General features: G+C 62.8%; 26 protein-coding genes. 14 read left to right on the top strand and 12 right to left on the bottom strand.

Going from position 1 to position 25678, the window contains the following annotated elements; genetic code table 11:
• The first annotated feature begins 83 nt into the window (after window positions 1-83).
• Both AC1D09_RS20580 and AC1D09_RS20575 read left to right on the top strand, forming a co-directional pair.
• A complete protein-coding gene (locus tag AC1D09_RS20580; RefSeq protein ID WP_477662044.1) occupies window positions 84-2144 on the top strand; it encodes a M3 family metallopeptidase in 2061 nt (686 codons plus the stop codon).
• A gap of 107 nt (window positions 2145-2251) precedes the next feature.
• Window positions 2252-2920 carry a glutaredoxin family protein gene (locus tag AC1D09_RS20575; RefSeq protein WP_477701208.1) on the top strand — a complete coding sequence of 223 codons (669 nt, stop codon included), beginning with the start codon at window positions 2252-2254 and terminating at the stop codon, window positions 2918-2920.
• Window positions 2921-2992: 72 nt separating this feature from the next.
• On the opposite strand, the gene rpiA is transcribed toward AC1D09_RS20575, so the two are convergent.
• Window positions 2993-3664, bottom strand: coding sequence for a ribose-5-phosphate isomerase RpiA (gene rpiA, locus AC1D09_RS20570; RefSeq protein WP_477701207.1), 672 nt, complete (start codon window positions 3662-3664; stop codon window positions 2993-2995).
• 108 nt (window positions 3665-3772) lie between these two features.
• Here rpiA and AC1D09_RS20565 point away from each other — a divergent pair, with 108 nt between their 5' ends.
• Entirely contained in the window at window positions 3773-4825 is a 1053-nt protein-coding gene (locus AC1D09_RS20565) for a quinone-dependent dihydroorotate dehydrogenase (RefSeq protein WP_477662041.1), read from the top strand.
• 123 nt (window positions 4826-4948) lie between these two features.
• Window positions 4949-7027, top strand: a complete 2079-nt coding sequence (locus AC1D09_RS20560; RefSeq protein WP_477701206.1) for an oxidoreductase — start codon at window positions 4949-4951, stop codon at window positions 7025-7027.
• A gap of 123 nt (window positions 7028-7150) precedes the next feature.
• Here AC1D09_RS20560 and AC1D09_RS20555 read toward each other — a convergent pair whose 3' ends face one another.
• The 3 genes from AC1D09_RS20555 to AC1D09_RS20545 all read right to left on the bottom strand — a co-directional run bounded on the left by AC1D09_RS20555 (window position 7151) and on the right by AC1D09_RS20545 (window position 8305).
• Window positions 7151-7564 carry a hypothetical protein gene (locus AC1D09_RS20555; protein ID WP_477662040.1) on the bottom strand — a complete coding sequence of 138 codons (414 nt, stop codon included), beginning with the start codon at window positions 7562-7564 and terminating at the stop codon, window positions 7151-7153.
• A gap of 148 nt (window positions 7565-7712) precedes the next feature.
• Window positions 7713-7922, bottom strand: a complete 210-nt coding sequence (locus AC1D09_RS20550) for a DUF3820 family protein (RefSeq protein ID WP_007873974.1) — start codon at window positions 7920-7922, stop codon at window positions 7713-7715.
• Window positions 7923-7948: 26 nt separating this feature from the next.
• Window positions 7949-8305 carry a translation initiation factor Sui1 gene (locus AC1D09_RS20545; RefSeq protein ID WP_477662039.1) on the bottom strand — a complete coding sequence of 119 codons (357 nt, stop codon included), beginning with the start codon at window positions 8303-8305 and terminating at the stop codon, window positions 7949-7951.
• Between the two features lie 190 nt (window positions 8306-8495).
• Between AC1D09_RS20545 and AC1D09_RS20540 the strand changes: the two genes are divergently transcribed.
• Window positions 8496-9245: a DUF2726 domain-containing protein gene (locus AC1D09_RS20540; RefSeq protein ID WP_477662038.1), complete on the top strand. Its 750-nt coding sequence runs from the start codon at window positions 8496-8498 to the stop codon at window positions 9243-9245.
• Here AC1D09_RS20540 and AC1D09_RS20535 read toward each other — a convergent pair.
• From AC1D09_RS20535 to AC1D09_RS20525, 3 genes are all read right to left on the bottom strand, one after another.
• A complete protein-coding gene (locus AC1D09_RS20535) occupies window positions 9238-10383 on the bottom strand; it encodes an NHL repeat-containing protein (protein WP_477662037.1) in 1146 nt (381 codons plus the stop codon). The two genes, AC1D09_RS20540 and AC1D09_RS20535, sit on opposite strands and share 8 nt — an antisense overlap.
• Window positions 10384-10489: 106 nt before the next feature.
• The gene (locus AC1D09_RS20530; RefSeq protein ID WP_477662036.1) at window positions 10490-11125 is read right to left on the bottom strand and encodes an FHA domain-containing protein; all 636 of its coding nucleotides are present in this window, start codon (window positions 11123-11125) and stop codon (window positions 10490-10492) included.
• 100 nt (window positions 11126-11225) lie between these two features.
• Window positions 11226-11657 (bottom strand): surface-adhesin E family protein, encoded by a 432-nt coding sequence (locus AC1D09_RS20525; protein ID WP_477662035.1) that lies wholly within the window; start codon window positions 11655-11657, stop codon window positions 11226-11228.
• 306 nt (window positions 11658-11963) lie between these two features.
• On the opposite strand from AC1D09_RS20525, the gene AC1D09_RS20520 reads away from it, so the two are divergent.
• Window positions 11964-12182, top strand: a complete 219-nt coding sequence (locus tag AC1D09_RS20520; RefSeq protein ID WP_477662034.1) for a CsbD family protein — start codon at window positions 11964-11966, stop codon at window positions 12180-12182.
• 67 nt (window positions 12183-12249) lie between these two features.
• Here AC1D09_RS20520 and AC1D09_RS20515 read toward each other — a convergent pair whose 3' ends face one another.
• Complete coding sequence (locus AC1D09_RS20515; protein WP_477662033.1) at window positions 12250-14706, bottom strand: penicillin-binding protein 1A; 2457 nt, start codon at window positions 14704-14706, stop codon at window positions 12250-12252.
• A gap of 245 nt (window positions 14707-14951) precedes the next feature.
• Here AC1D09_RS20515 and AC1D09_RS20510 point away from each other — a divergent pair, with 245 nt between their 5' ends.
• Together AC1D09_RS20510 and AC1D09_RS20505 are read left to right on the top strand one after the other, a co-directional pair.
• Complete coding sequence (locus tag AC1D09_RS20510) at window positions 14952-15164, top strand: DUF3606 domain-containing protein (protein WP_477662032.1); 213 nt, start codon at window positions 14952-14954, stop codon at window positions 15162-15164.
• A gap of 116 nt (window positions 15165-15280) precedes the next feature.
• The gene (locus AC1D09_RS20505) at window positions 15281-16327 is read left to right on the top strand and encodes a Vgb family protein (protein ID WP_477662031.1); all 1047 of its coding nucleotides are present in this window, start codon (window positions 15281-15283) and stop codon (window positions 16325-16327) included.
• 68 nt (window positions 16328-16395) lie between these two features.
• Here the strand turns inward: AC1D09_RS20505 and AC1D09_RS20500 are convergent, their stop codons facing one another.
• Window positions 16396-17292 carry an AraC family transcriptional regulator gene (locus AC1D09_RS20500; RefSeq protein WP_477662030.1) on the bottom strand — a complete coding sequence of 299 codons (897 nt, stop codon included), beginning with the start codon at window positions 17290-17292 and terminating at the stop codon, window positions 16396-16398.
• 156 nt (window positions 17293-17448) lie between these two features.
• On the opposite strand from AC1D09_RS20500, the gene AC1D09_RS20495 reads away from it, so the two are divergent.
• The 5 genes from AC1D09_RS20495 (at window position 17449) to AC1D09_RS20475 (ending at window position 22354) form a co-directional block, all read left to right on the top strand.
• A complete protein-coding gene (locus AC1D09_RS20495) occupies window positions 17449-18222 on the top strand; it encodes an SDR family NAD(P)-dependent oxidoreductase (protein WP_477662029.1) in 774 nt (257 codons plus the stop codon).
• A gap of 268 nt (window positions 18223-18490) precedes the next feature.
• Window positions 18491-19297, top strand: coding sequence for a hypothetical protein (locus AC1D09_RS20490; protein WP_477662028.1), 807 nt, complete (start codon window positions 18491-18493; stop codon window positions 19295-19297).
• A gap of 68 nt (window positions 19298-19365) precedes the next feature.
• Window positions 19366-19800 (top strand): hypothetical protein, encoded by a 435-nt coding sequence (locus AC1D09_RS20485; protein ID WP_477662027.1) that lies wholly within the window; start codon window positions 19366-19368, stop codon window positions 19798-19800.
• 669 nt (window positions 19801-20469) lie between these two features.
• The gene (locus tag AC1D09_RS20480) at window positions 20470-21390 is read left to right on the top strand and encodes a retron St85 family effector protein (RefSeq protein WP_477662026.1); all 921 of its coding nucleotides are present in this window, start codon (window positions 20470-20472) and stop codon (window positions 21388-21390) included.
• Window positions 21383-22354, top strand: a complete 972-nt coding sequence (locus tag AC1D09_RS20475; protein ID WP_477662025.1) for a retron St85 family RNA-directed DNA polymerase — start codon at window positions 21383-21385, stop codon at window positions 22352-22354. Before AC1D09_RS20480 ends, AC1D09_RS20475 begins: the two co-directional genes overlap by 8 nt.
• Before the next feature lie 54 nt (window positions 22355-22408).
• Here AC1D09_RS20475 and AC1D09_RS20470 read toward each other — a convergent pair whose 3' ends face one another.
• The 3 genes from AC1D09_RS20470 to AC1D09_RS20460 all read right to left on the bottom strand — a co-directional run bounded on the left by AC1D09_RS20470 (window position 22409) and on the right by AC1D09_RS20460 (window position 25071).
• On the bottom strand, window positions 22409-22933 hold the full coding sequence (locus tag AC1D09_RS20470; RefSeq protein WP_477701205.1) for a hypothetical protein: 525 nt from the start codon (window positions 22931-22933) through the stop codon (window positions 22409-22411).
• 112 nt (window positions 22934-23045) lie between these two features.
• Entirely contained in the window at window positions 23046-23681 is a 636-nt protein-coding gene (locus AC1D09_RS20465; RefSeq protein WP_477662023.1) for a hypothetical protein, read from the bottom strand.
• A gap of 145 nt (window positions 23682-23826) precedes the next feature.
• The gene (locus AC1D09_RS20460) at window positions 23827-25071 is read right to left on the bottom strand and encodes an MFS transporter (protein ID WP_477701204.1); all 1245 of its coding nucleotides are present in this window, start codon (window positions 25069-25071) and stop codon (window positions 23827-23829) included.
• Window positions 25072-25231: 160 nt separating this feature from the next.
• On the opposite strand from AC1D09_RS20460, the gene AC1D09_RS20455 reads away from it, so the two are divergent.
• Window positions 25232-25588 carry a VOC family protein gene (locus tag AC1D09_RS20455; RefSeq protein ID WP_477662021.1) on the top strand — a complete coding sequence of 119 codons (357 nt, stop codon included), beginning with the start codon at window positions 25232-25234 and terminating at the stop codon, window positions 25586-25588.
• Window positions 25589-25678: the final 90 nt, after the last annotated feature.

Below are 25678 nucleotides of genomic sequence, written 5' to 3'. Positions count from 1 at the left end.
GGCAATCGCTTGCATAGCGACATTCTTCCCGGCCCGGCGGCCCCCGGCCTTTAGATTCGAGACTTCCGCCCACAGCTACTGCCATGACCAATCCCCTCCTCGACTTCTCCGACCTCCCCCTGTTTGACCGTATCCAGCCCGAACACGTGGGCCCCGCCGTCGACGAACTGATGGCCAAGGCCGATACGGCCCTGGAAACCGTCACCGCGGCGGATTTCCCGGCCACCTGGGCCGGCATCGCCCGCGTGCTGGACGTTGCCACCGAGAACCTGGGCCGCGCCTGGGGCGCCGTGAGCCACCTCAACAGCGTGGCCGACACGCCCGAGCTGCGCGCCGCCTACAACGCCGCCCTGCCGCGCGTGACCGAGTTCTGGACCCGCCTGGGCGCCGACGAGCGCCTCTACGCCAAATACAAGGCCATTGACGTGGCCACCCTGAACGCCGAGCAGCGCCAGGCCCACAAGAATGCGATCCGCAATTTTGTGCTCTCGGGCGCCGAACTGCAGGGCGCGGACCGCGAGCGCTTCGCGCAAATCCAGGAGCGCCAGGCCGAGCTGAGCCAGAAGTTCAGCGAAAACGCCCTGGACGCGACCGACGCCTTCGCCTACTACGCCAGCGAAGCCGAGGTCACCGGCATTCCGGCCGACGTGCTGCAGACCGCGCGCGCCCAGGCCGAGGCTGAAGGCAAGGCCGGCTACCGCCTGAGCCTGAAGATGCCGAGCTACCTGCCCGTCATGCAGTTCGCCGCCAGCGGCAAGCTGCGCGAGACCCTTTACAAGGCCTACACCACACGCGCCAGCGACCAGGCCGCGCCCGAATTCAGCCAATTCGACAACAGCGCCATCATGAAAGAGATCCTCGCGCTGCGCCTCGAAGAAGCCCAGCTGCTGGGCTACCGCAATTTCGGCGAAGTCTCGGTGGTGGCCAAGATGGCCCAATCCCCCGACGAAGTGATCAGCTTTTTGCGCGACCTGGCGCGCCGCGCCCGTCCCTATGCCGAAAAAGACGTGGCCGACCTGCGCGCCTTCGCCGCCGGCCAGCTCGGCATGGCCGAACTCCAGCCCTGGGACTACGCCTACGTCGGCGAAAAACTCAAGGAAGCGCGCTACGCCTTCAGCGAGCAGGAGGTCAAGCAGTACTTCACCGCGCCCAAGGTGCTGGCGGGCCTGTTCAAGATCGTCGAGACCCTGTTTGAAGTCGCCATCCGCAAGGACTCGGCCCCGGTCTGGAAACCCGGCGTGGAGTTCTACCGCATTGAACGCAATAGCGAACTCGTCGGCCAGTTCTACCTCGACCAGCCGGCCCGTACCGGCAAGCGCGGGGGCGCCTGGATGGACGACGTGCGCGCGCGCTGGCTGCGCCCCGACACCGGCCAGCTGCAAACCCCGGTGGCGCACCTGGTCTGCAACTTCGCCGAGGGCGTGGGCGGCAAACCCGCGCTGCTCACGCACGACGACGTGACCACGCTGTTCCACGAATTCGGCCACGGCCTGCACCACATGCTGACCCAGGTCAACGAACGCGACGTCTCCGGCATCAGCGGCGTCGAGTGGGACGCGGTCGAGCTGCCCAGCCAGTTCATGGAAAACTTCTGCTGGGAATGGGACGTGCTCAAGCACATGACGGCGCATGTCGAGACCGGCGCGCCGCTGCCGCGCGCGCTGTTCGACAAGATGCTGGCCGCCAAGAACTTCCAGAGCGGCATGCAGACGCTGCGCCAGGTCGAGTTCTCGCTGTTCGACATGCTGCTGCACACCTCGCACAAGCCGGCCGACGACCTCATGGGCCTGTTGAACGAGGTGCGCCGCGAAGTGGCGGTGATCCCCTCGCCGCCCTACAGCCGCACCGCGCATACTTTCAGCCACATATTTTCGGGTGGTTACGCCGCCGGGTATTACAGCTACAAATGGGCGGAAGTCCTGTCGGCCGACGCCTACGCCGCCTTCGAGGAAACGGCTACAGCCGCACCCTCGCCGTCGGGCGACGATGGCGGCAAGACCACGGTCACGGTGGAAACCGGCCGCAAGTACCGCAAAGCCATCCTGGAGGCCGGCGGAAGCCGCCCGGCCATGGAGTCCTTCAAGGCCTTCCGGGGCCGCGAACCCTCGATTGATGCTTTGCTGCGTCATCAGGGTATGGCCTGACGCCGTCAAAACGCCTAAAACGTTGTGAGACTTCCAGGGCCTGCGTTAAGCTTGCCCTTTGAGTTTGCTCTTTCCGCCACCCCGTACCTGAGACGACTGGAACACCCATGAACACAAATGCCGTGAAATCCCTCGCGCCCCATGCCCTGCTGGCCCTGGCACTCGCCGCGGGCGGTCTTTTTTCGCCCCTGGCGCAAGCCCAGCAGGTCTACCGCATCATCGGGCCCGACGGCAAGGTGACCTTCTCCGACCAGCCGCCACCCGCCACCGCCGGCGCCAAGGTCAGCGCAGCCACCCCCGGCGCGGGCGCCGGCGGCGCGGCGCCCACCGGCCTTCCGTTTGAACTGCGGCAAATCGCCAGCAAATACCCGGTAACCCTGTATTCCGGCAACGACTGCGGCCCCTGCGCCACCGCCAAGTCCATGCTGGTCAACCGCGGCATTCCCTTTTCCGAGCGCACCGTCATCACCAGCGAGGATTTCAAGGCGCTGCAGCGCCTCAGCGGCGACACCTCCCTGCCCTTCGCCACCATAGGCAGCCAGCAGCTCAAGGGCTTTTCCGATGTGGAATGGACCCAGTTCCTGAATGCCGCCGGCTACCCCGCCGCCTCGGTGCTGCCGTCCAGCTACCGCCCGCCGGCTGCCACGCCCCTGGTGGCCRTCACCGCGCCGCCGGCCGCCAGCAGCGGCGCGGCCCGCACCGCCGCGGCCCCCGCGGCCGCACCGGTGGCGCCGCCACCTCCCGCAGCGGACAACCCGGCCGGCATCAAGTTCTAGGCAGGCCTGTTCCTTCAAAGCAAAACGCCGGGTTTCCACCCGGCGTTTTGCGTTCCGGACGGGGCCGGAAACTCAGAACACCAGCGTCTTGACGCCGCCCGGCGTGCCCAGCAGGCAGACATGGGCTTTCTGGAAAGCGAACACCCCCACCGTCACCACCCCCGGCCATTGGCTGGTCTGGGACTCAAAAGCCAGCGGGTCGGTGATCTTCAGGCCGGTCACGTCCAGGATGTGCTGGCCGTTGTCGGTCACCAGCGGCTTGCCGTCTTTCAAGCGCAGCGCCGCCGTGCCGCCCAGCGCCGCGAACTGCCGCGCGATGCGTTTGGCGGCCATGGGAATCACCTCGACCGGCAGCGGGAAGCTGCCCAGGGCCGCCACCAGCTTGGACTCGTCGGCGATGCAGACAAACTTGCGCGACTGCGCGGCCACGATTTTTTCGCGCGTGAGCGCCGCGCCGCCGCCCTTGACCATGTAGCCGGCGTGATCGATTTCATCGGCGCCGTCGATGTAGACGCCCAGCTCCTCGACCTCGGTCGCGTCGAAAACCTTGATGCCCAGGGCCTGCAGGCGCTCGGTGGAGGCGACCGAGCTGGACACCGCGCCCACGATGCGGTCTTTCATGGTGGCCAGCGCATCTATGAATTTGTTGACCGTGGAGCCGGTGCCGACGCCGACAATGCTGCCTTCTTCCACGTAGTGCAGGGCTGCCTGGCCGACCAGGGTTTTGAGTTCGTCTTGGGTCATGGGAGTGTTGGGAGGGATGAATCGGGAGGGTGAAACGGGTTTTGCGACAATCGGGGCTCTTGCCCGGGCATACCGGGCCATTCACAGCCATCCGCACCGAATTATCCAATGTCCCTGCTCCCCTACGCCCTGGCCCGCCCCTTTTTATTTGGGCTGGATCCCGAAACCGCCCACGAGCTGACCATGGCCTCGCTGGCGCGCACCCAGGGCACGCCGCTGGCCCTGGCCTACCTGTCCAGCCGCGTCAGCGACCCGATAGAACTGGCCGGCCTCAAATTTCCCAACCGCGTCGGCCTGGCCGCGGGCCTGGACAAAAACGCCCGCTGCATAGACGGCCTGGCCGCCATGGGCTTTGGTTTTGTCGAAGTCGGCACCGTCACGCCCAAGGGCCAGCCCGGCAATCCCAAGCCGCGCATGTTCCGCCTGCCCGAGGCCAACGCGCTGATCAACCGCCTGGGTTTCAACAACGAGGGGCTGGACGCCTTTTTGGCCAATGTCCAGCGCTCCAGCGTGCGCAAGCCCGGCGCGCAGGGCGGCCTGCTGCTGGGCCTGAACATCGGCAAGAACGCCGCCACGCCGATCGAGAACGCGGTCGACGACTACCTCATCTGCCTGGACGGCGTCTACCCGCATGCCGACTACGTCACCGTCAACATCTCCAGCCCCAACACCAAAAACCTGCGTGCGCTGCAAAGCGACGAGGCGCTGGACGCCCTGCTGGGCCGCATCGCCGAGCGCCGCGAAACACTCGCCAAACAGCACGGCAAACGTGTGCCCATCTTCGTGAAAATCGCGCCCGACCTCGACGAAGCCCAGGTGGCCGTCATCGCCGCCACGCTCAAGCGCCACGCCATGGACGGCGTGGTCGCCACCAACACCACGCTCAGTCGCGATGCCGTCAAGGGCCTGCGCCATGCCGAGGAAGCCGGCGGCCTGAGCGGCGCGCCCGTGCTCGAAGCCAGCAACCGCGTCATCAGCCAACTGCGCGCGGCGCTGGGCAAGGGCTTTCCCATCATCGGCGTGGGCGGCATTTTGAGCGGCGCCGACGCCGTCTCCAAAATCCAGGCCGGCGCCGACGTGGTGCAGCTCTACACCGGGCTGATCTACAAAGGCCCGGAACTGGTCACCCAGGCCGCGCAGGCCATCAAGAAGAGCCGATAGGAGCTTTCAGGGTAAGCCCCAGGTGCCGATAGAGCCTGTCCCCTAGACTACCCGGCGGGCTTTCGGCGGCCCCACCTTGCGACTACGATGCAGGCAGTTTTGACAGGAGACCTGCTTGTGGCCGTGCCCCCCTCTTCCCCTTCCTCCCCCTATCCCCACCTGCTCGCCCCGCTGGACCTGGGTTTCACCACGCTGAAAAACCGCGTGCTCATGGGCAGCATGCACACCGGCCTGGAAGACGGGCGCAAGCATTTCCCCGCCATGGCCGCCTACTTCGCCGAACGCGCGCGCGGCGGCGTGGGCCTGATGGTCACCGGCGGTTTTTCACCCAACATCGCCGGCTGGACCAAACCCTTCGCCGGCATGCTGGCGAGTTCGGGCGCGGCGCGCCGCCACAAACAGGTCACCGATGCCGTGCATGCCGAAGGCGGCAAGATCGCGCTGCAAATCCTGCACACCGGCCGCTACGGCTACCACCCGCTGTGCGTCGCGCCCTCGCGCATCCAGAGCCCGATCTCGCCCTTCGCCCCGCGCGAACTGAGCGCCGGCGGCATAGAGCGGCAAATACGCGCCTTCATACGCTGCGCGCTGCTGGCGCGCGAGGCCGGCTACGACGGCGTCGAGATCATGGGCAGCGAAGGCTATTTCATCAACCAGTTCCTCGTCACCCACACCAACCAGCGCACTGACGACTGGGGCGGCAGCTACGAAAACCGCATGCGCCTGGCCGTGGAGATCGTGCGCCGCACCCGCGAAGCCGTGGGCCGCGACTTCATCATCATCTACCGCCTCTCCATGATCGACCTGATCCCCGGCGGCAGCAGCTGGGAGGAAGTCGTGCTGCTGGCCAAGGCCGTGGAGGCCGCCGGCGCCACGATCATCAACAGCGGCATAGGCTGGCACGAAGCCCGCGTGCCGACGATTGCCACCTCGGTGCCGCGCGGCGCCTTCACCTGGGTCACCAAAAAACTGCGCACCGACCTGCGCGCCGCGGGCCTGACCATCCCGCTGGTCACCAGCAACCGCCTGAACACGCCCGAAGTCGCCGAGCAGGTGCTGGCCGAGGGCTGCGCCGACATGGTCAGCATGGCCCGGCCCTTCCTGGCCGACCCGGAATTCGTCAACAAGGCCGCCCAGGGCCGGGCCGATGAGATCAACACCTGCATCGCCTGCAACCAGGCCTGCCTGGACCACGCCTTCAAGGCCCAGCTCGCGAGCTGCCTGGTCAACCCGCGCGCCGGCCATGAGACCGAACTCGTCATCCGCATCGCCCCCGCCAAAAAACGCGTCGCCGTCATAGGCGCGGGCCCGGCGGGCCTGGCCGCCGCCACCACGCTGGCCCTGCGCGGCCACAGCGTGGACCTGTACGACGCGGCCGACAAAATCGGCGGCCAGTTCAACCTGGCCAAGCGCGTGCCCGGCAAGGAAGAGTTCGAGGAAACCCTGCGCTACTTCGGCAACCGCATCAGCGGCACCGGCGTGCGCCTGCACCTGAACACCCGCGTCAGCGCCCAGGACCTGATCGCGCAGAAGTTCGACGAAGTCATACTCGCCACCGGCGTCACGCCGCGCAACCCGCGCATTCCGGGCCAGGAGCATCCCAAGGTGCTCAGCTATATCGACGTGCTGCTGGGCCGCCAGCCCGTGGGAAAACGCGTGGCCCTGATAGGCGCGGGCGGCATAGGCTTTGACGTGGCCGAATTCCTGGTCACGCCCGCCGGCCATTCCACCGCACTCGACTTGCCGGCCTGGCTGGCCGAATGGGGCGTGGCCGATCCCGGCGAGGTGCGCGGCGGCGTGGTGCGCCCGCAGGTGGCGCCACCCGCGCGCCAGGTCACGCTGCTGCAGCGCAAGCCCGGCAAGCTGGGCGCCGGCCTGGGCAAGACCACCGGCTGGATACACCGCGCCGCGCTCAAGATGAGGAATGTGGAAATGCTCTCGGGCGTCAACTACGAACGCATAGGCGAGCAGGGCTCAGACCTGGGCCTGTTCATCACCTTCGGCGAAAAGCGCCTGGACGGCACCGTGCTCGCCGTCGACAACATCGTGCTGTGCGCCGGCCAGGAGCCGCTGCGCGAGCTGCTGGAGCCGCTGCGCGCGGCCGGCGTCAAGACCCATTTGATAGGCGGCGCCCACGAAGCCGGCGAGCTGGACGCCAAGCGGGCGATCAATCAGGGAACAAGGGTCGCGGCAGCGCTTTGAGAGTCGTTCAAAAACCCTCCTGGCGTTGTTGCGCCGCCTTGCCGTGCTGGTGCACTGTCTGCGGCGGCGCGCCTAGCCAGGACCGCTTCGCTGGGTTTGTGAACGGCTCTTTCGGGTGCGGCCCTAAACGCGCACCAGGCTGAACACCAGCAGCCCCAGCGCCATCCCGAAACTCAGCGCATGCACATTGGCCGCCATGGCGATGCGTTTCATGAGCCGCAGGCCCTGCTGGTCCTGCGAGCCCAGCAGGAACAGCAGGCACATCTCGCGCCGCCGCTGTGGGTCGACGGCGCTGTGCTGCTTGAGCGCCTTGTGCATGGACACCGACAGGTAAATCGCGGCCACCGAGGCCAGCACGATGATGGGGAAAAACCAGCCGCGCACCATCCACACCGGAAGCTGCGGCGCCCACCAGGCGCGCAGCAGGTCGGCAGCGGCAAAAATCAGGAAGCCCGCGGCCAGGCCCAGCCACTCGTGGGTGCGGAACCTTGCCATCATTTTCCTGGCCCTGGTTTCCAGGGGCAGTTCGTATTCCATTCGGGTCACCTCGTGCGGGCGTTGCGGCGCGGGGTGCGGCCTGGGCCGGCATGCTGCCGGCCAACGCGAGTGCAAGGATTCTGCGCAGTAATGCACCAGGGGGCAATACTGCAAATGTAGGAGGCGACGCGCGGCAGGGCCGCGGTGCTCAACGGCGCAAGGGATCCAGCAGCGGCTTCAGGCCGTTGTGGTCGATTTCCTGCATCAGCGCCAGCAGGCGGCCAATCTCCCCTTTGGGAAATCCTTCGCGCGCGAACCAATTGAGGTAATTGCCCGGCAGGTCGGCGATCAGCGTGCCCTTGTGCTTGCCGAAAGGCATTTCACGGGTCACCAGCAGCAACAGGTCTTCGGGGTTCATCTATATATATCTAGAGGAAGGCGCGCCTAGCCGCCGGCCCGCTTGGGCGCATAGCCCTGTTTCTGCAGCGCCGCCATCACCGTGTCGCAATGGTCGCCCTGGACCTCGATCACGCCGTCCTTGGCCGTGCCGCCCGATCCGCAGGCCGTGCGCAGCTGCTTGCCCAGCAGCGCCAGGGCCATGGCGTCCAGCGGCAGGCCCTTGACCACGGTCACCGTCTTGCCGCCCCGGCCCTTGCTCTCGCGGCTCACACGTACCGGGCCGCCCGCCGCGGGCGACGCCGCCTGCTTGCAGCTGCAGGCCGCCACCGGCCGGCGGCAGGCCGGGCACATTCTTCCGGCCTCGGTGGAATACACCAGGCCGCCTGCGGGAGTTTGTTTCATGAAAGAGGAACCAGGAAGAAGGGATGGCCGCCGGACAGCGCGCCAGGTTTTAGAACGATCGTTCGTAAAAAATTGTGAAGTAGTTCACAGAAAAACAAAAATGTACCTGATATCCCTTATAAACAGGGCCGGGATAGGCGCGACGCCCTTCTTCTTCAGCATGACCTCCGGGCGATTTCAGGGCGCGAACATGACGGGCAGCAGTTTTCTGATCGGGTTTTTCCTCTTTGTCGGCAGTGTGGCCCTGGGCGCCCTGGCTTATGAACGCTGGTTGTCCCATGTGGTGGCCACCCGCAAAAAAGTGGCGCGCAACCACACCTTGCGCGCCAAGCCTCTGGCCAGCCGCGACGAGCTCCAGGTCTGGCGCTGGCTGGAGGAAGTGTTCCCCGAACACCGCATCCTGCCCAAAGTCCCCTTCACCGGTTTTATCGAACCCAACCAGCGCGGCGGCGACGCCCATTGGCAGGCGCTGCTGAGCACCGTCAATTTTTCCTGCGCCCTGGCCGACCAGAAAGGCACGGTGCTGGGCTGCATCGACGTGCTGGGCCGCGGCGAGGTCACCGGCCGCAACCACGGCTTCAAACGCGAGCTGCTGGCCCGCGCCGGCCTGCCCTACTGGATTGTTGAAAGCCAGCGCCGGCCCAGCGCCGCGCTGCTGCGCGAAAAATTCCTGGGCGCCGCCACCAGCGAAGCCGCCAAACTCGCCCCGGCCGAACGCGCCCGCCGCCCGGCTCGCGCCAAGCTCGAGCAGCCGCAGCTCTCGCGCGTGTCCAGCAATGCCTCGGACCTCACCAAGGCCGGCATGACGCCGCTGCACCTGAAGTCCACCCTCAAGCTGCAGGCCCTGGCCCGCGCCTTCGCGCTGCGCCTGGCCGGCGAAGGCCCGCCGCGCAGGCCTGTCAATTACTCGAGCACCAACCCGAGCAGTTCCCTCATCTAGGTTCTTGCGCTTCTAGGCGGTCGTCAAACGGCTCTGGCCGTTTGGGTTTCTGGCCAAACAGCAGGCCCAGCACCAGGCCGGCCGCGATGAGCACGCCCCCCATGGCCATGGCGCCGGTTTTCCAAAGCACGCCGGCCCGCGCCCGCTGCGGCACGGCCCGCAGTTCGCCACGGAAAGCGGCGTCGCCAAACTCACCGAGGTCGCGGCCTTGCGCGTCGACCCGGTTCAGCCTGATGAAGCTGTAGTCGCCGACCAGCGCGGTGTCGCCCAGCGCGTCGATCAGCAGGGGGTCGGAATCATCGGCCAATGCCGCCCGTGCCACGGGCCGCCGCTGGGCGTCGAACACCAGCACGTCCCCATCCTTCTGGCCCTGCTTCACGGCCAGCATCCACAGCGTGCCGTCCGGGCCCAGGGCCACGTCGGTGACCTTGCCGCGGCCCTGGCGGGCCTGGCCGTGCGCGGCCGAGCCCAGGCTGCGCAACAGCTCGGTGGGCTGGCCGGGAGCGACGCGCAGCCAGATCAGCCGGCGGTGGTCGTTGTCGGCCACCACCAGGGTGTCATTGCCCAGGTAGCGCAGGCGGTTGGGAAACAGCAGCGGCGCCACCTGCGGGTCGGTGCCGGCCAGGGCCTTGCCGTCCAGGCCAAACGACTGTACGCGGCTGCCCTTGCCATCAGCGATGAAGACGCGTTCACCGGTGCGGTCCACGGCCAGGTGCACGGTCAGGGACAGTGCATTGTTCTTGAGCTGCGGGCCTTCCATCGCCGTGCGGCAGTCCACCAGCTGCACCTGCGCATCGCTCCAGGCGCAACGCAGCACGCGGGGCACGGCGGCGCCGTCAAAAAACCAGGCCTCGACCCGCTGCCGGGCATCCACCGTCCAGTCCATGTCGCCGGGGCTCTCGCCCAGGCCCAGCGCCTTCAGGTCCTGGCGCGCGATGCGCTGCCCCTGCGCATCAAGCACATGCAAGGCATTGTTGGCAACGACGGCGACACGCTCACCCTGCGGCGCCTTGAACACCCGCAGCGCCACCATGCCCCCATCCGGGTTGGCCATGCCCTGGCCATGCACAAAGGCCGCCACGCACAGCGCAAGGCCGATCAGGATGGGGATGGCCAATTGCCATTCGCGTCTGGTCATGATGAGTGCGCCCTCGCCGCCGATGTTGTTATGAATGGGGCCCAAGCGCCGCCAAGCGGCGGCGCATCTTCTAAGTCCCCGCTCCCTCTGGGAGACGGACCCAGGCTCACTTCAGCAAGAACTCCATCTCCGTCCCCGCCAGGTTCAGCACGTCCTGGTGTGACAGCGGAGTGGCCTTGGGGCCTATGGCCTTGCCGTTGAGGGTGGACGGCGTCTCCCCGTCCATATGGGCCACGTAGTAGCCGTCGCGCCGGTGCGAGATCGACACCACCGCCACGCCCGGCTGGCCGAAGGTGGTGACCGCCTTGACCACCGGCACTTCCAGCCCCGCCGACGAGCCCGACAGCACACGCAGGCTGGCCTGCCGCGCCCCCGCGGTGCCGGGCAGCCCTATCGCGTCCAGCGACATCGCCGTGGTTTCCTGGCTCTCGGCGGGCTCGTCGTGCGCGGACGTCGCCAGGTACTGGATCTTGAAGTGGCCGATGTTGATGATGTCGTTGTCGTGCAGCAGCTCGCGCGCCTTGACCATGTGGCCGTTGAGGTAGGTGCCGTTGGTGCTGCCCAGGTCGCGCAGGTAGACGTCGGCGATGCCCTTGAGTTCAAACACGCAGTGCTCGCCGCTGACCACCAGGTTGTCGAACACGATGTCGTTGTACGGCCGGCGGCCCAGCGTCGTGCGGTCGTTCTTCAGGTAGACATGCTTGATTTCGACGCCTTCGACCGATGCAATGAGTTGCGGCATGAGGAGAAGCCTTTCTTCTGGGAGTATCGCCGCCACTCCCAACATGGCGGCGTCCCCATCGTAGCGCCGGCCCCGCGAAGGCACAAGGGCGGCGCCGCCGCTAGTTTTTCTCCGCCGGGCGGCAGGCCGCGCGTATCAGCCGCTGCGTCGGGTTGGGCGTCACGTCGCGAAACGCCATGTGCCGCACCACCCCCTCGGGATAGCTCGAGGTCTGGTGCGGCTCGCCCTGCCACAGCGGCTCCTTGTAAAACTCCAGCGAGAGGTAGCGCGCGTTTTTGTGCGCGCAATCGAACTGCACGGTGGAGGTGTAGGAGCGGTAAGGCACGCCGTCCCAGCTGGTGCGTGGCTGGGAGCGGCTCACGCGTATCTTCATGGTGCGCAGCCCGCCCTGCACGCTCACCGGAACCGGATCGACCTCTATGGTGTTGAGCGCCGGGTCCTGCGGGTCGCCGAGCACGGTGAACCACGCGGCCTGCGCGTGCAGCACGGAGGCGCCTCCCAGCAAGCCCCAAAACAGCATGTTCTTTTTCATGGCAGCTCTTCGATGTTGTCCATCCTCAGGCGGTGCCGCAGCCGATGATGCGGGACCTAAGAATGTTTCCCCCACTTGCAGCATTTGCACAATGTCGCATTCAAAACCAGTCTAACCGGGGGCAAGCGGCCTTGTCACATGAAAAGACATATTCCTACAGGTGAAACTGAGGGTGCAACAACACCTTGTAGTCCGCAGCCGACATCCGGCCGCGCCCCCTCCCTGCGTGCGCCGCCCCAGCCAGCCCTTAACTTGAAGGCATGGAGTTTTTCCATGTCCCCTCCCAACCACCCGAAAGGTATCCCCATGAACAAAGACCAGGTCAAAGGCAAGATCAAGGAAGTCGCCGGCGAAGTGCAGGAGCACACCGGCAAGATGGTCGGCAACACCGAGCAGCAGGCCAAGGGCCATGCCCGCGAGTTTGAAGGCAAGGCCCAGAAGGCCTACGGCGATGTGAAGGAAGACATCAAGGACACCGCCAAGGAAATCAAAAAGGACCTGGAGCGCGATCCGCTCAAGCCTTGATCGCGCTTTCCCTTTCCAATGAAAAACGGCCGCTTTCGAGCGGCCGTTTTTTTGGGGGCGCAAGAAGCTAGCGCGGCGCGATTGGCGGCCCCACCACCACACCCGGAAACACCGGCAACTTCTCGGCCGCCACCGGCGCCGGCGGCGGCAGCACCACACCGGGCATGCCGCCCGAATCCCCACCCTGCACGGCCGGCACCTGGTTTTCGGCCGGCGCCTGGATGGTCACGTACTTGATCACAGGCGCGGGCTGCCAGCGCGGCGCGCCGCCCTGCCCGCCCGTTGACGCGCCCACCATGCCCACGCCGGCCGGCAGCTCGCCCGGCTGGCCTTCCTGCGGCGGCTCGGCGCCGTTGAGCAAGGCTTCTACGCGCTGCTGCTCCTGGTCCGTCACGCCGCCGCCCTGCGGCGCCGCAAAGCGCTGCTCGGCGTCCACCACCTTGGCCTTGATCGCCTGCTGGAAAAACTCGCCCACGATGGGCAGCGCGCTGCGCGCGCCCTGGCCCCAGCTGTCGCCCATGGTCACGCGGTTGTCGTTAAAGCCCACCCAGGCGCCCGCCACCAGCTGCGGGTGCATCATCACAAACCAGCCGTCGGTATTGCCCTGCGTCGTGCCGGTCTTGCCGGCCAGATCGGCGCGCAGGCCGTAGCGGCTGCGTATCGCCGCACCCGTGCCCTGGTCGATCACGCCGCGCATCACGTCCAGCAGCGTCTGCGCCACCGTGGCCGACATCACCGTCTCCGGCGCCTTGGCTTCAAACTGTTCCAGCACCTTGCCGTTGCGGTCTTCCACGCGCGTGACGATGATGGGCTCGATATAGCGGCCGTCATTGGCCAGCGTGCCGTAGGCCGTGACCATTTCCTTGAGCGTCACCGGGCTGGTGCCCAGCGCGAGCGAGGGCACTTCCTCGAGCTTGCTTTGCCGCACGCCCATGGCTTTCGCCAGCTTGGCCACATGGGCCGGGCCCACCACCTGCATCACCTGCGCGGTGATGGTGTTCTTGGAGAACATCAAACCCTGGCGCAGGCTCATGAACTCGCCGCTGGGCCCGCCGCCATCAGTGGGCCGCCAGAAGGCGCCGTTGCCCAGCGGGATTTCCACCACGCCGTCCACAAAACCGTCGCTTTGCCGGGCGCCCTCCTCAAAGGCCGCGCCATACACAAAAGGCTTGAAGGTCGAGCCCGGCTGGCGGCGCGCCTGCTGCACATGGTCGAACTGGTCGTCCGAAAAATCCCGGCTGCCCACCCAGGCCCGCACCTGGCCGTTCGTCGGGTCCAGCGCCATAAAGCCGGCCTGCAGCCGCGTCTTCTCGTCCTTGAGGGCCTGCATGAAATTGGCATTGGCCGTCAGGGTTTTGAGCGCCTGCTCGTCGGTCTGGCCCGCGGCGCGCGCGGCCTTGTACTCGGGGGTGTCGCGCACAAAGGCCAGGGCCAGTTCGCGCTGCGCACCGCTCTTGGCCTTCCAGCCCGAGTTAAAGCGCCAGTCGCCCGCGACGATTTTTTGCAGCCGCTCGCCCTGCGCCACCAGCGCCTTGTTGGCCATGGCCTGCAGGCGCGAATCAATCGTGGTGCGCACCACCAGGCCGTCGGCGTAAATGTTGTAGTCGTTGCGGTCCGCCCAGTCGATCAGCCAGCGGCGCAGCTGCTGCGCCAGGTGCGGCATCTCGCCGAGTTCCGGGTCCAGGCGCTCAAAATCGATCTTCAGCGGTTTTTTCTTGAGCGCCGCGAGTTTGTCTTCGGGCAGCTTGCCGTGCTTGACCATCTGCATCAGCACGATGTTGCGGCGCTGCAGCGCGCGGTCGGGGTTGACCACCGGGTTGTAATAACTCGCGCCCTTGAGCATGCCCACCAGCGTCGCGCTTTGCAGCACGTCCAGCTCGCTGGCCGATTTGTCGAAATAGGTGCGCGCCGCCATCTCTATGCCGTAGGCGTTGTAGAGAAAGGGCACGGTGTTCAGGTAGCTCTCGAGGATCTCGTCCTTGCTGTAGACCGCCTCTATCTTGAAGGCCGTGATCGCCTCCTTGAGCTTGCGCGTCAGCGTCGCCGAGCGGCCGATTTCCTCGGGGTACATATTGCGCGCCAGCTGCTGCGTCAGCGTGGAGCCGCCCTGCTTGCGGCCCACAAGCGTCAGCAGCACCGAGGACACCGTGCGCCGGAAGTCCATACCGTGGTGATCGTAAAAGCGGTGGTCCTCGGTCGCGATCAGCGCGGCCACCACATTCGGCGAAATCGCATCGAGCTTGACCCAGTCGCGGTTGGCGCGCTGGAAGCTCGCCAGCTCCTGGCCGTCCACCGACATCAGCACCGATGGCTTGGCCGTCTTGGCCTTGAGCAAATCGCTGATGCTGGGCGTGAACGGCAGCAGCAGCACCGTGTACAGCAGCAGCAGCACCGGGACCATGGCCAGCGCCAGGGCCACATCACGTTTGGTCAGGTTGCGCAGCCGGCCGGGAATCGAGGCCGCGAATGCGCGCAGGCGCGGGCCCAGGGGGGCCTGGAAAAGGGTCTGGAAGGGGTTCTTCATTGCCTGCAAGTTTACTGGGGCGCTGTAAACCCCTTTTGTAGGACGGCGGCGCGGTGGCGCAAGGGTGACGCAAGAATGTGAAAAGCCGGCAAAGCCGGGGAAAACACATGTGTTCAGGGCCGCAGCCCCTGCCGCCGCCCCGCCCAAATATCGGCGGCGGCCTACAAAGGCCAGGCCCGCTTGGCGCTAAGGTAGTTCTATAGACATACAGACGCCACATACAGACGCCAAGGAGACTTCCATCCATGAGCTTTCTCCCGCACCGCCCCCTTGCGCATGCTGTGCAACCCGACCGCATCAACCTCCACAACCCCCAGGCCGCCGCCGTGTGGGAACAGAAGCTGCACGCCGACCGCGAACAGCTCAGGCGCGCCATCGCCGCCGTCGGCGACAAGGCCAGCAAGGTCGAAAAATACCTCCAGGACGGCACCAAAGAGGACAGGGACAAGCCCCATTGATGGCCGCCGCTGTTGCCGCCACAATGGGCTGAGCACCCCGCTCTCTCCGTTTCGCCCGTCCATCCACCGTGTTCCGCGCAGCGGCCAAGCCGCCCTGCGCCGCAGGAGGTATTGCCATGGCAATGCAGCAGCTCGCCTTTAGCTTCGACCTCAAGCGCCGCACCACGCTGGCGGCCCTGCCGGCCCTGGGCGCCGCCCTGCTCTCGCCCCGCGGCGCGCAAGCCCAGGCGCCCAGCGCAACGGCGCATACACAGCGATTGCAATCCTGGCCGCTAGGCACCCGCTCCGCCACCGGCATCCACGACATCGCGCCCGCGCCCGACGGCGGCGTGTGGTTTTCGGCCCAGCGCAGCGGCCACCTGGGCTGGTTTGACCCGCGCAGCGGCAAGACCGAACTGGTTGCCCTGGGCGGCGGCTCATCACCCCACGGCGTCATCGCCGGCCCCGACGGCGCGGCCTGGCTGACCGACGGCGGGCAAAACGCGATTGCCCGCGTCGCCTGGCCCTCGCGCCAGGTCAAAGTCTTCCCCCTGCCCACCGGCACACCGTACGCCAACCTCAACACCTGCGCCTTCGACGGCGAGGGCAATTTGTGGTTCACCGGCCAGAGCGGCTACGTCGGCAAGGTCGATGTGCGCAGCGGCACCGTCACCGTCAAGGACTCCCCGCGCGGCCGCGGCCCCTACGGCATCTGCGCCACACCCAAGGGCGATATCTGGTGGTGCTCCTTGGCCGGCTCCTTTATCGCCCACATGGATACCAAGACCGGCGAATCCCGCATCGTCGAACCGCCCACGCCGCGCCAGGGCGCAAGACGGGTGTGGTCAGACAGCAAGGGCCGCATCTGGGTTTCGGAATGGAGCAGCGGAAATTTGTCGATGCACGACCCCGCACTCGGCACAGGCCCCAGCAGCTGGAAAACCTGGAAGGCCCCAGGCGCCGACCCGCATGTCTATGCCGTCTATGTCGACAACAAGGACATCATCTGGGCCTCGGAATGGAGCAACAACGCCATGCTGCGTTTTGACCCGGCCAGCGAGAAGTTTGACGTCATCCCCCTGCCCCGCGCCAATGCCGCGGTGCGGCAGATCCTGGGCCGGCCCGGCGAGGTGTGGTTGCCTGAGAGTGGGACGGAGTTTGTGACGGTGATCAGGACGGGGTGAGCATCCGGCAGCATCCGGCAGCACCCGGCAGTGGCAAGCCCCCAGCGCGCTGCGCATGACGGCGATCTTCAGGCTGTCGCCGCCCTGCTTCGCGTCGCGCCCGTTTCCCGCACCGGCGGCAAGCCGAACATGCGGCCGTACTCCCTCGTGAACTGCGGCACGCTTTCATAGCCCACCGCAAACGCCGCGCTGCTCGCGCTCAAGCCTTCCGACAGCATCAAACGCCGCGCCTCGATCAGCCGCAATTGTTTCTGGAACTGCAGCGGCGACAGCGAGGTCACGCTGCGAAAGTGCTGGTGAAATGAAGACGGGCTCATGCCCGCCACGCCCGCGAGTCGCTCCACCGGCAAAGGCCGCGCAAAATCCGCCCGCAGCACAGACACCGCGCGCGCCACACGCTGCGCATGGCCGTCAGGCCAGCCCAGTCGCCGTATCGCGGCGCCCAGCCGGCCAGCCAGCAGCCAGTAGTGCATCTCGCGCACCAACTGCGCCCGCAGCACCGGCAAGGCCGCCGGGCGATCGAGCAATTGCATCAAGCGCAACGCCGCCTCGGCCACCTCGGCTTCGGTGGCGCCCACCCGCACAGCCGCCGTGTCGGGCACGGGCCCGTCCTTCATCTGCAGCACCAGGTCCGCGATCACCGCCAGGTCCAGCTCCAGCACCAGCGAGAGGTAAGGCCGGGCGAGGCTTGCACGCGTGATCTGGTTGACCGTCGGCACGTCCGCCGTGATCAGCAGGGTTTCACCCGCGCTGAACGCGAAGGATTGTGTGCCCATGGCCACCTGCTTGCTGCCCTGCAACAAGAGGCAGACCAGCGGCTGCGATATGGCATGGACCAGGCCGCTGGGCGAAGTCGCGCGCACCAGGCTGAGGCCCGGGATGGCCGTCTGCGCCAGACCCGCCTTGTCGGCATGGGCTTCGGCATAACGGCCGGCAACATCCAGAAGAAAAGGCAGCGTGCTCATGCCGCAAGCCTAACCGCTGGCGGCCGGTTGCCGCGAGCCCGGCGCCGAAATTTGGAGGATCAGGCAAGAAGCACCGAATTTCCGGCAACCCGCGCCGGCCCACCCGCCGGACACTGGAATCCTCATCAACCAAGCCTGCAGACAAGAAACCCTATCATGAGCAACAGCACCCCAATCACCCCAATCACCCTGATCACCGGCGCCAGCCGCGGCCTGGGCCGCAACACCGCCCTCAGCATTGCCCGCCGCGGCGGCGACCTCGTCCTCACTTACCAGAACCGGGCCGAAGACGCACAAGCCGTTGTCGCCGACATCCAGGCCATGGGCCGCAAGGCTGTGGCCCTGCAGCTGGATACCGGCAAGGTCGCCACCTTCGCGCCCTTCGCCGACCGCCTGCGTGCCGCGCTGCAGGGCAGCTGGCAGCGGGACACTTTCGACCACCTCGTCAACAACGCCGGCCACGGTGACTACGCCCTGATAGGCGACACGACCGAAGCGCAATTCGACGGCCTCGTCAACGTGCACTTCAAGGGCGTCTACTTTCTGACCCAAACCCTGCTGCCCCTGATTGCCGACGGCGGCCGCATCGTCAACCTGTCCTCAGGCCTGACCAGAACCTCCTACCCCGGCTACGCCGCCTACGCGGCGGTCAAGGGCGCCGTGGAAGTGCTGACCCGCTACATGGCCAAGGAACTGGGCGCACGCGGCATCGCCGTCAACACGGTCGCGCCAGGCGCGATAGAAACCGACTTCGGCGGCGGCGCCGTGCGCGACAACCCCGAGGTCAACAAAATCTTCGCCGGCATCACGGCTCTGGGCCGCGCCGGCTTGCCCGACGACATAGGCCCCATGATCGCGAGCTTGTTGACCGAAAACAACCGTTGGGTGAATGCCCAGCGGATTGAGGTATCCGGGGGCCAGGGGATTTGAGGGATTCTGGGCCGGCCCGGCGAGGTCTGGTTGCCTGAGAGTGGGACGGAGTTTGTCACGGTGATCAGGACGGGGTGAGCGCAAATTGACCGCTTGAAAAAAACAGGCGGTGCAGACGATTGTCTTGGCCCCGCAGGTTAAATCCAGCCCTAAAGACTCAAGCTCAAGAACTCCAATTAGAGGATGACAAGCTCAGCGGCAGATACCATACTCGCCATCGGGGTTAATTTTGCTCCCCATAAAAACGACCAGCAAACCGAGGGATCCAATGCTGCCAGCCACCACCAAAACCACATCGACGCTTCTCCGGGGATTACTTGCGGCGCTACTTCTTTTCTCGCTTCAGTTCACGTACGCACAAGAGCCGGTTGTAACGGCCGGCTCATTGCATGCTGGCGACACCGTCTCAGGCGCGTTCAAGTACGGCCGCCGCGTCATCACTTTGCCAGCGGGAAAGTGGCGCGTCATCTACCAGGCCGAGCGCGACGCCAGCACATCTGGCGGTGGTGCGACCATGCTTGATATCACTTTCGACGAAGTTCTGGAAGGAAGACTCAACCGGCTTTTGACGATATCGGCAACCAAGCAATCCAACAACCTCAATTGGGTCGATGAGCCGTGCAAAACGCTGGGCGATTCTTACTGGATTGACGACCGAAAGCGCAGTTTTAACGATCAGTTCTGTATTCGAATAGGCTATCTAAGCGGTATTGTCAGTGGATCCAGAGGCGAGGTTTTCCAAGCTTGGGCTCGCGACATCGTATCGGCCGGCACCAAATACTCTTCCGACATGCCTTTCATCATCGTCACCAAATACACGTCTTACGACTGTCTCGTGATGCGTGTCGCCTTTAACCCTCAGCCCTATGGAATACCTAAAAGCAAGAAATCCGCTCGCGCTTTTAACGATTGGAATGTCAAGGTGGTGACGCAGAACTCAGCCCGCGAAAATTTCTATGAAGCTCTGAAAAACTGGGCGCCGGTCTATGCCACAGCGGTGGCGCGTGCATTCGACGGCGATGTCACGCTGACACCTCAGGATTTCTCCGAGCCAGTTTTCTCTCAATCGAAGTGAGGAGGCGCGGTTCGTGAAGAAGCTCAGTAGCAGCATTCCAGCCAGCACGGCTTCCGCAAGGGCCAGGCATGTCTGAAGACCTGACATTCACCGAACTGGGCAGCGACATCTTCGAGGACTTTGAAGGCTGCGCGGAGCCCGTGTGCGTTGCGCACGGCGACATCTACAGGGCGGGCGCTCCGCTGGCCACCTACCTCGCCCGCTGGTTTGAGGGCGACCGGCAGCGCGGGCTTGACCTGCAAATCACCTTGGGTGAATGGGGCACGGGCACCACATGGCAGAACCGGCACATCATTGCATTTCATGCCTCTTTTTCCCAGCCGGTCCCCGAATTCGTCCTGGTGGATTCCGACGCCGTCTGGGGCGCCGAACTGGGCAACACATACTCCGCTGCCGAGGCACAACAATATGCCGTCAGCACCTTGGCGCGCGAGTTGGCGCAGGCCATTCTTCTTCGTGACCCGGCAGTTGTGGAGTTTGCCTCTCGAGGTGTTGGGCTTTGATGGAGATGTCAGGCATTCGCCCCTGACAACGCTCGGGAGAAACATCGCGATGCTGCGCTTTGACCTGGGCTGCGAGAAGCTTTGAAGTGACCTCCCTGCCCCGCGCCAATGTCGCGGGGCGGCAGATTCTGGGGCGGCCTGGGGAGGTGTGGTTGCCTGAGAGTGGGACGGAGTTTGTGGCGGTGATTAGTACGGGGTGAAGACCATACGCTGTTTAGCCGAATAGAGGGGCCTAATGGCTATCTTTCCAATTCAAGCATTTGATGGCGACGCCACGTTGACTTCCTAAGACTTCAAAGAACCTCTCTCGCAGCAGTTGAGATAAGTCCTTTGCTTTTCTGAAAATGCGAGCATCTATTCAAAAAATTACGCGCACGTCCTCCTACATTTAGAGGAGTAGTTGTATCCATTTCTATTCGAACGCGCGTCAGTAAATCATCTAAAAAGGCTACATCACCGGAGAAATAGTGAGACAACGCTTACAAGCACTTGCTTATCGAGACGTTCGGAAGTAATAATTGACCCGCCTAGCATTTTGTTTGGCTTGTCCAAACTGGGTTGCGGGTTGCAACTCACCTAGAATTTTTAGCCTTCGGCGATGGAGTCCGCTTCGGATTTCCGCCAGTCGGCAGAAAGTCCGAAGCGGCCACCATCGACGCTCAAGTAGGCATGTTGAAGCACGTTGTTCAATCTGAACGAAGTGCTACCAGCAATAGATTGAAAAAATTTCGACTGGCCCTCGCGGCCAGTCAGTTCTTTCTTTCTCGCTCAAATCAATTGATTTTTCTTTGCGGTGCAAATCAGGCTACCGGAGAACCCTCTGCCCGCCGAGAGGCGATTAAGAAATTTATTGAAAAACTCTCTGCCGATAACAAGGTAGTGTATGCAGAAGCGGTTTTTCACGAACTACAAAATATCGGCCGGCATCAGCGAAATGTTCTCGACCTCGAGCATGAAATTTCGAACATTGCCGACAAGATCGTCTTAATCCTCGAAAGCCCCAGTGCTTTCTGTGAGTTGGGAGCATTTGCTCATCCCGCACTCAGAAAAAAACTAATCGTCATTAATAACTCAGCTTTTGAGAAACAACCCTCTTTTATTAATACTGGTCCCATAGCTGCATTGCACGAGGAAAAATCGCCAGTCCTTTGGTATCCAATGAACGAAGGAAGCACCTCCCAAGTGGATGGCATAGGGGCCGTATTCGGCGATTTACAACAGGCTGTTTACGTGAGCCCTCTCAGCGGACAAGTGAAAGTCAATCACGAAGTTTCTGAGCTATCTGCTAATAAGGCGTCGCTCTATTTCGTACATGATCTTGTACTTTTCACTGGCCCCACCACTCATGAAGAGTTGGTTAATGTACTAGTCCATCTGTTTGGCAAAAAACCTTACGACATGCTGAAGAGGCTATTAGGTATTCTGCGATCTGCAGGTCTTATTCATAGCTATCAAATTAAGGAAACATGGATTTATCGAACTGACTCATTCGAGCCATATCTTGAATACAGGGGTGATATCAGCGCACTAACGGCGGCGTTCAGAACTTTTCATTTGAAAAATAATCCAGAGAGATTTCAAATTGTTTGACATCCTGGATCAGATTTCCCTGGATTTGAAAGTACCTCGAAAGTGGTTAGAGGATGCAGTTGAGGTCGCACAAGTCAGTTATCGGGTGGTGCGAATTAAGAAGCAATCTGGCGGGACCAGAACGCTAGTCAACCCAGCAGTTGAAACAAAGATGATTCAACGATGGTTTCTTGCGCGACTTCTAAATTCGTTGACTATTAGCCCCATCGCCACTGCCTTTGAACCAGAAGCTTCCATTATTAAGAATGCGGAACCTCATCGCTTTTCGAAGTATTCCGTTCGAATAGATATCTCAAATTTTTTTCCTTCCATCCGCTTTACTGATCTTTTGCAGTCAATGAAGCGCGCACAAGCCACTCTTCCGACTTGGGCACTAAATTCTGACGTTTGCGCCACCTTGCGACAGACTTGCTTTGATAAAAGTGATCGCCTTCCTGTCGGTTACCCGTCATCGCCTCGCATAGCCAACATTGTGATGGTCGATCTGGATGAGAAGCTATCATTTTTAATAGCCAGCTCCCCTGAAAAATTTGGTGACGCAGTCCTAACTAGATATGCAGACGACTATCTTTTTTCAACATCGAAGAAGGGTGCCTGCATAAAGTTTCTAAGAGAAATGACAAAACTCCTCGATCAAACCGAGAGCCCGAGATTAAAAATTAACTCAAAGAAAACACGCTTCATGAGCCGAGAAAGTGGCTCAACACTTATTACAGGTTTACGGATAAAACCAAGCGGAGAGGTAGGGATTCATGCAAAGTATCGTGACCATCTCAGACTACTTCTCAAGCACTATCAGTCCGAAACACTGAAATCCGAGGAAATTTCAAAACTCAGAGGACATCTCTCGTTTGTCCAGCACGCGGACCCGCAACTCTTCACCAAGCTATCGTTTAAGTATTACGAAGAGATTGCGAAAATTCGCACAAATGTGCCTGTCGAAAACCAAGAGCCAACAATATGACCAAAGCCACAAATCCAATTCCACAACCAGAACCAGACAGACGCGGACCAGAGCCTAAAGGCATACCGCCAACACGACCGCGATACTGAAAACTAGCGGTGTGGCTGCCGCCATTTTTCGCAGCCTATTCAACCAGTGGGCTGCGATCTCATTTTTCCGAACAACCATGGATATTCGTGCTTGAATATTTTCCAATTCAAACTCACGTATCTCCAAAGTAGTCAGATTTAGGTTGGGCTGAAAAATATTCTTTGGCTCATTAAAGACCGGATAAATCATGCCAATCGTGAGGCACCTGCTTACTAGCGATCCACCAATATAAGCAAGCCACGCGCTGACTGCTGCCGCCCCCCACACCGAAGATAGTGCAGGTCCCGGCTCCAGCAATTTTCCAGCATATGCGAGCGATCCGGCCATGCCTGCCAACACTAAGGTCAGCGTATTCCCGGCCTCCTTTGCCAACATTTCTGCCGTCTGCAATCTCGCTCGCAAATTCTCTATTCCGGCCGTCTCTGCTAGATCAACCAGATCCTTGCGATCACCAATCGACAGCGCAGGTTTCGAGGTCGGATTTTCCATAGGCAAAGCTAACAGTGCGTCATCTCCCATATAGTGCCCTTAAGGTAGCGCCGAGAACTTCTAGCTCGTGCATATTTCTCCTTAGATTTACTGAGGCCCAAATCTCAGGGTACTAACCCAACAGCTTGGGATGCAAGTAGTCTTTTAGCGTGCACAAGAAGCTCTCAAGATGTGCCGGCCCCAATTTCTTAAGCTTGCCAAACGAGCGAATGGAGACAAATTCACCTTTAGCATGTCCGAGAATGCTTGCGGCCCCCTTGCGGCATCCAGCATGAAGATAGATATCTTTAGGCTCACAATCAAAAAAGATACTGAGACGAAATGCTGTGTCGAATGCCCACATCTCACCCAATCCATCGATTGACTTTGCAACCCTTTTAGTCGCCGTCAGTAGCCGTTCAAATGTATGAGCACTGAGCAAATCGAGGCGGAGCTCTTTTAGCTCCAAGTAACCTTGTTTGAGATTTGCAGCTTTCAAGCGCCACTGATGCGGCTCTCTTGAAAATCCTGATACTCGATCAGGCGCGGGAATGAGTGCTTTAGCAGCCAGTTCAAGTGCTCTCGAAAACTGAATATCTTTTTTATATCTAGTCAATTCAGCGGCTCGACCCTGGGAGAAATGCGTTCGGTAAACATCGATCAGGTCATCAAGGCTTATCGCATTTCTTGCTGCTGCATGTCCGGCAGCATTTCGACGCCGGCGGGACCTTTCTGGTAGTTTAGATCCCTTGTCTTTTCGAGTTGCCATAAACCTCTCCCTGGTGATGCGACAAACGCCCACACAATTTATGACAGAAGTTAATTAATTTCCTCCTTTGATTGGAGGAGAAAGCACAGAGACCATTCTCGACACTATCTGTGTACCTACTCAAAAAGCCACAAGGTCGCAGAGCTCAATTTCGCCGCCTCAACACCCAAGCAAAATAAGCCCCCTCCACCGCCATCACCCCTCCCCCCAGCGCCACCACGGCGCTGCTTCCTACACGGCCTATCAAGGCCGCGGCCAGCACCACGCCCAGGGACTGGCCCAGGAATAAAAAAGACGCAAACAGTGAGACGGCCGTGCCGCGCGCCTCGGGCGCAATCTGGGTGGCGTTGGCCTGCATGACGTTGTGGAACATAAAGAAACCAAAACCGCCGACCAGGCTGGCCGGGATGGCCGGGCCCCAGTGCGGGATGTAGGCCACCACCAGCGCGCTGATGCCGAGCAGCCCGCCGCCCAGCAAGACCAGGCCGTGCTGCCCCAGGCGGGGAATCAGCGCGCGGCCGGCGGCCATATAGCCCACGCCGCCCAGGCCGAAGAGCGCGACGATGGCGCCTGCGGCCGAGAGTGACAAACCCAAAGCATGGTGCAAATGCGAGGCCCACATGGCCAGCACCCCAAAACCCATGGCACCTTCAATCACGGCCAGCAGCAGGATGGTGCGCGGCCAGGGTCGGCTGGCGATCAATAAAGCCTGTTTGAGGAAATGCGGGCGCACCACGGGTGCTCCGTGTGCAGTGGTCGCCCCTGCCTCGGCCGCTGCTTTTGGCAGCGCCTGCTGCCGGCGCAAATCGCCCCACAGCAGCGAGCCCACAGCGCCAAACAGCAGCACCAGAAACGCAAATGCCCAGCGCCAGCCGAGTGCATCCGTCAGCAGCCCGCCCAGCAGCTGGCCGCACACAATGCCCAGGGTGCTGCCCAGGCCGGTGCGCGTGAGCATTTCCTGCAGTTCGTGGGGCGGCACGGCGTCGCCTATCCAGGCCATGGCCAGGGGGATCAGCGCGGCGGCGCCCAGGGCCATCATGATGCGGGCGAGCAGCAGCATATCGAGGCTGCCCGCGAACACGGCGACCGCGCTGCCCACGCTGCAGCCCAGCGCGGCAAAGGTGACGATGCGGAACTTGCCCAGCCTGTCGCCCAGCGGGCCGTAAAACAGTTGCGAGATGCCGTAGGTCACGGCAAACACCGACACCACTTGCGCCGCCTGGGCCAGGCTGACGGCAAACACGCGTGAGAGCTCGGGCAGCATGGCGTCGCAAATGCGCTGGGCCACCATGCTGGCAAAGGTGGCGCATGACAGCAGCAGGATGGAGCGGCGGGTGGCGGGGGAGATGGAGGAGGTGCGGGTGGCGCCAGGCGCAGCGGCTGAAGTCATGAAGGTGAACGGGCCCGAATCAAGGTAGCGGGCAACAGGCCCACGCGCTCCTGGATTGTAGGCAGTGCAGGCAAAACGTGTACTCGCCCGCAAAACCCTTCTGGCATCGTTGTGTCGCCTGTGCAAAATGGCGGATTACCCAAAAACTTACGGAGACACCATGCCCGCCACGCCCGAAAACTGTCGCATCAATTACCTCGAGCTCAACGTCAGCGACATCGCCAAAGCCAAGGCCTTTTACGGCAAGGCTTTTGGCTGGACGTTTACCGACTACGGCCCGCAGTACACCGAGTTCTCTGACGGCGCGATGAAGGGCGGCTTCACGACGCAGGCGGCGCCTTCGCCCGTGGGCGGGCCGCTGGTGATTTTGTATGCCGACAAGCTGGAGGCCGCGCGCGACAGCGTGCTGGCTGCGGGCGGCACCATCAAGCTGGAGATTTTTGCCTTCCCCGGCGGGCGGCGCTTTCATTTCCTGGACGCGGATGGGTATGAGCTTGCGGTCTGGTCCCGGGAATGAAGCGGGACCGGACAGAAAATATTCAAGATTTTTCAAACACCATGTCGATCCCGCCGTGGTCCATTCGTCGTACAGGTAGAGGGCCGTCCC

Source organism: Polaromonas sp. P1_A2, assembly GCF_056406895.1.
Note: the sequence above shows the minus strand (reverse complement) of the source record. Positions and strands in the feature narration are given on the sequence as shown.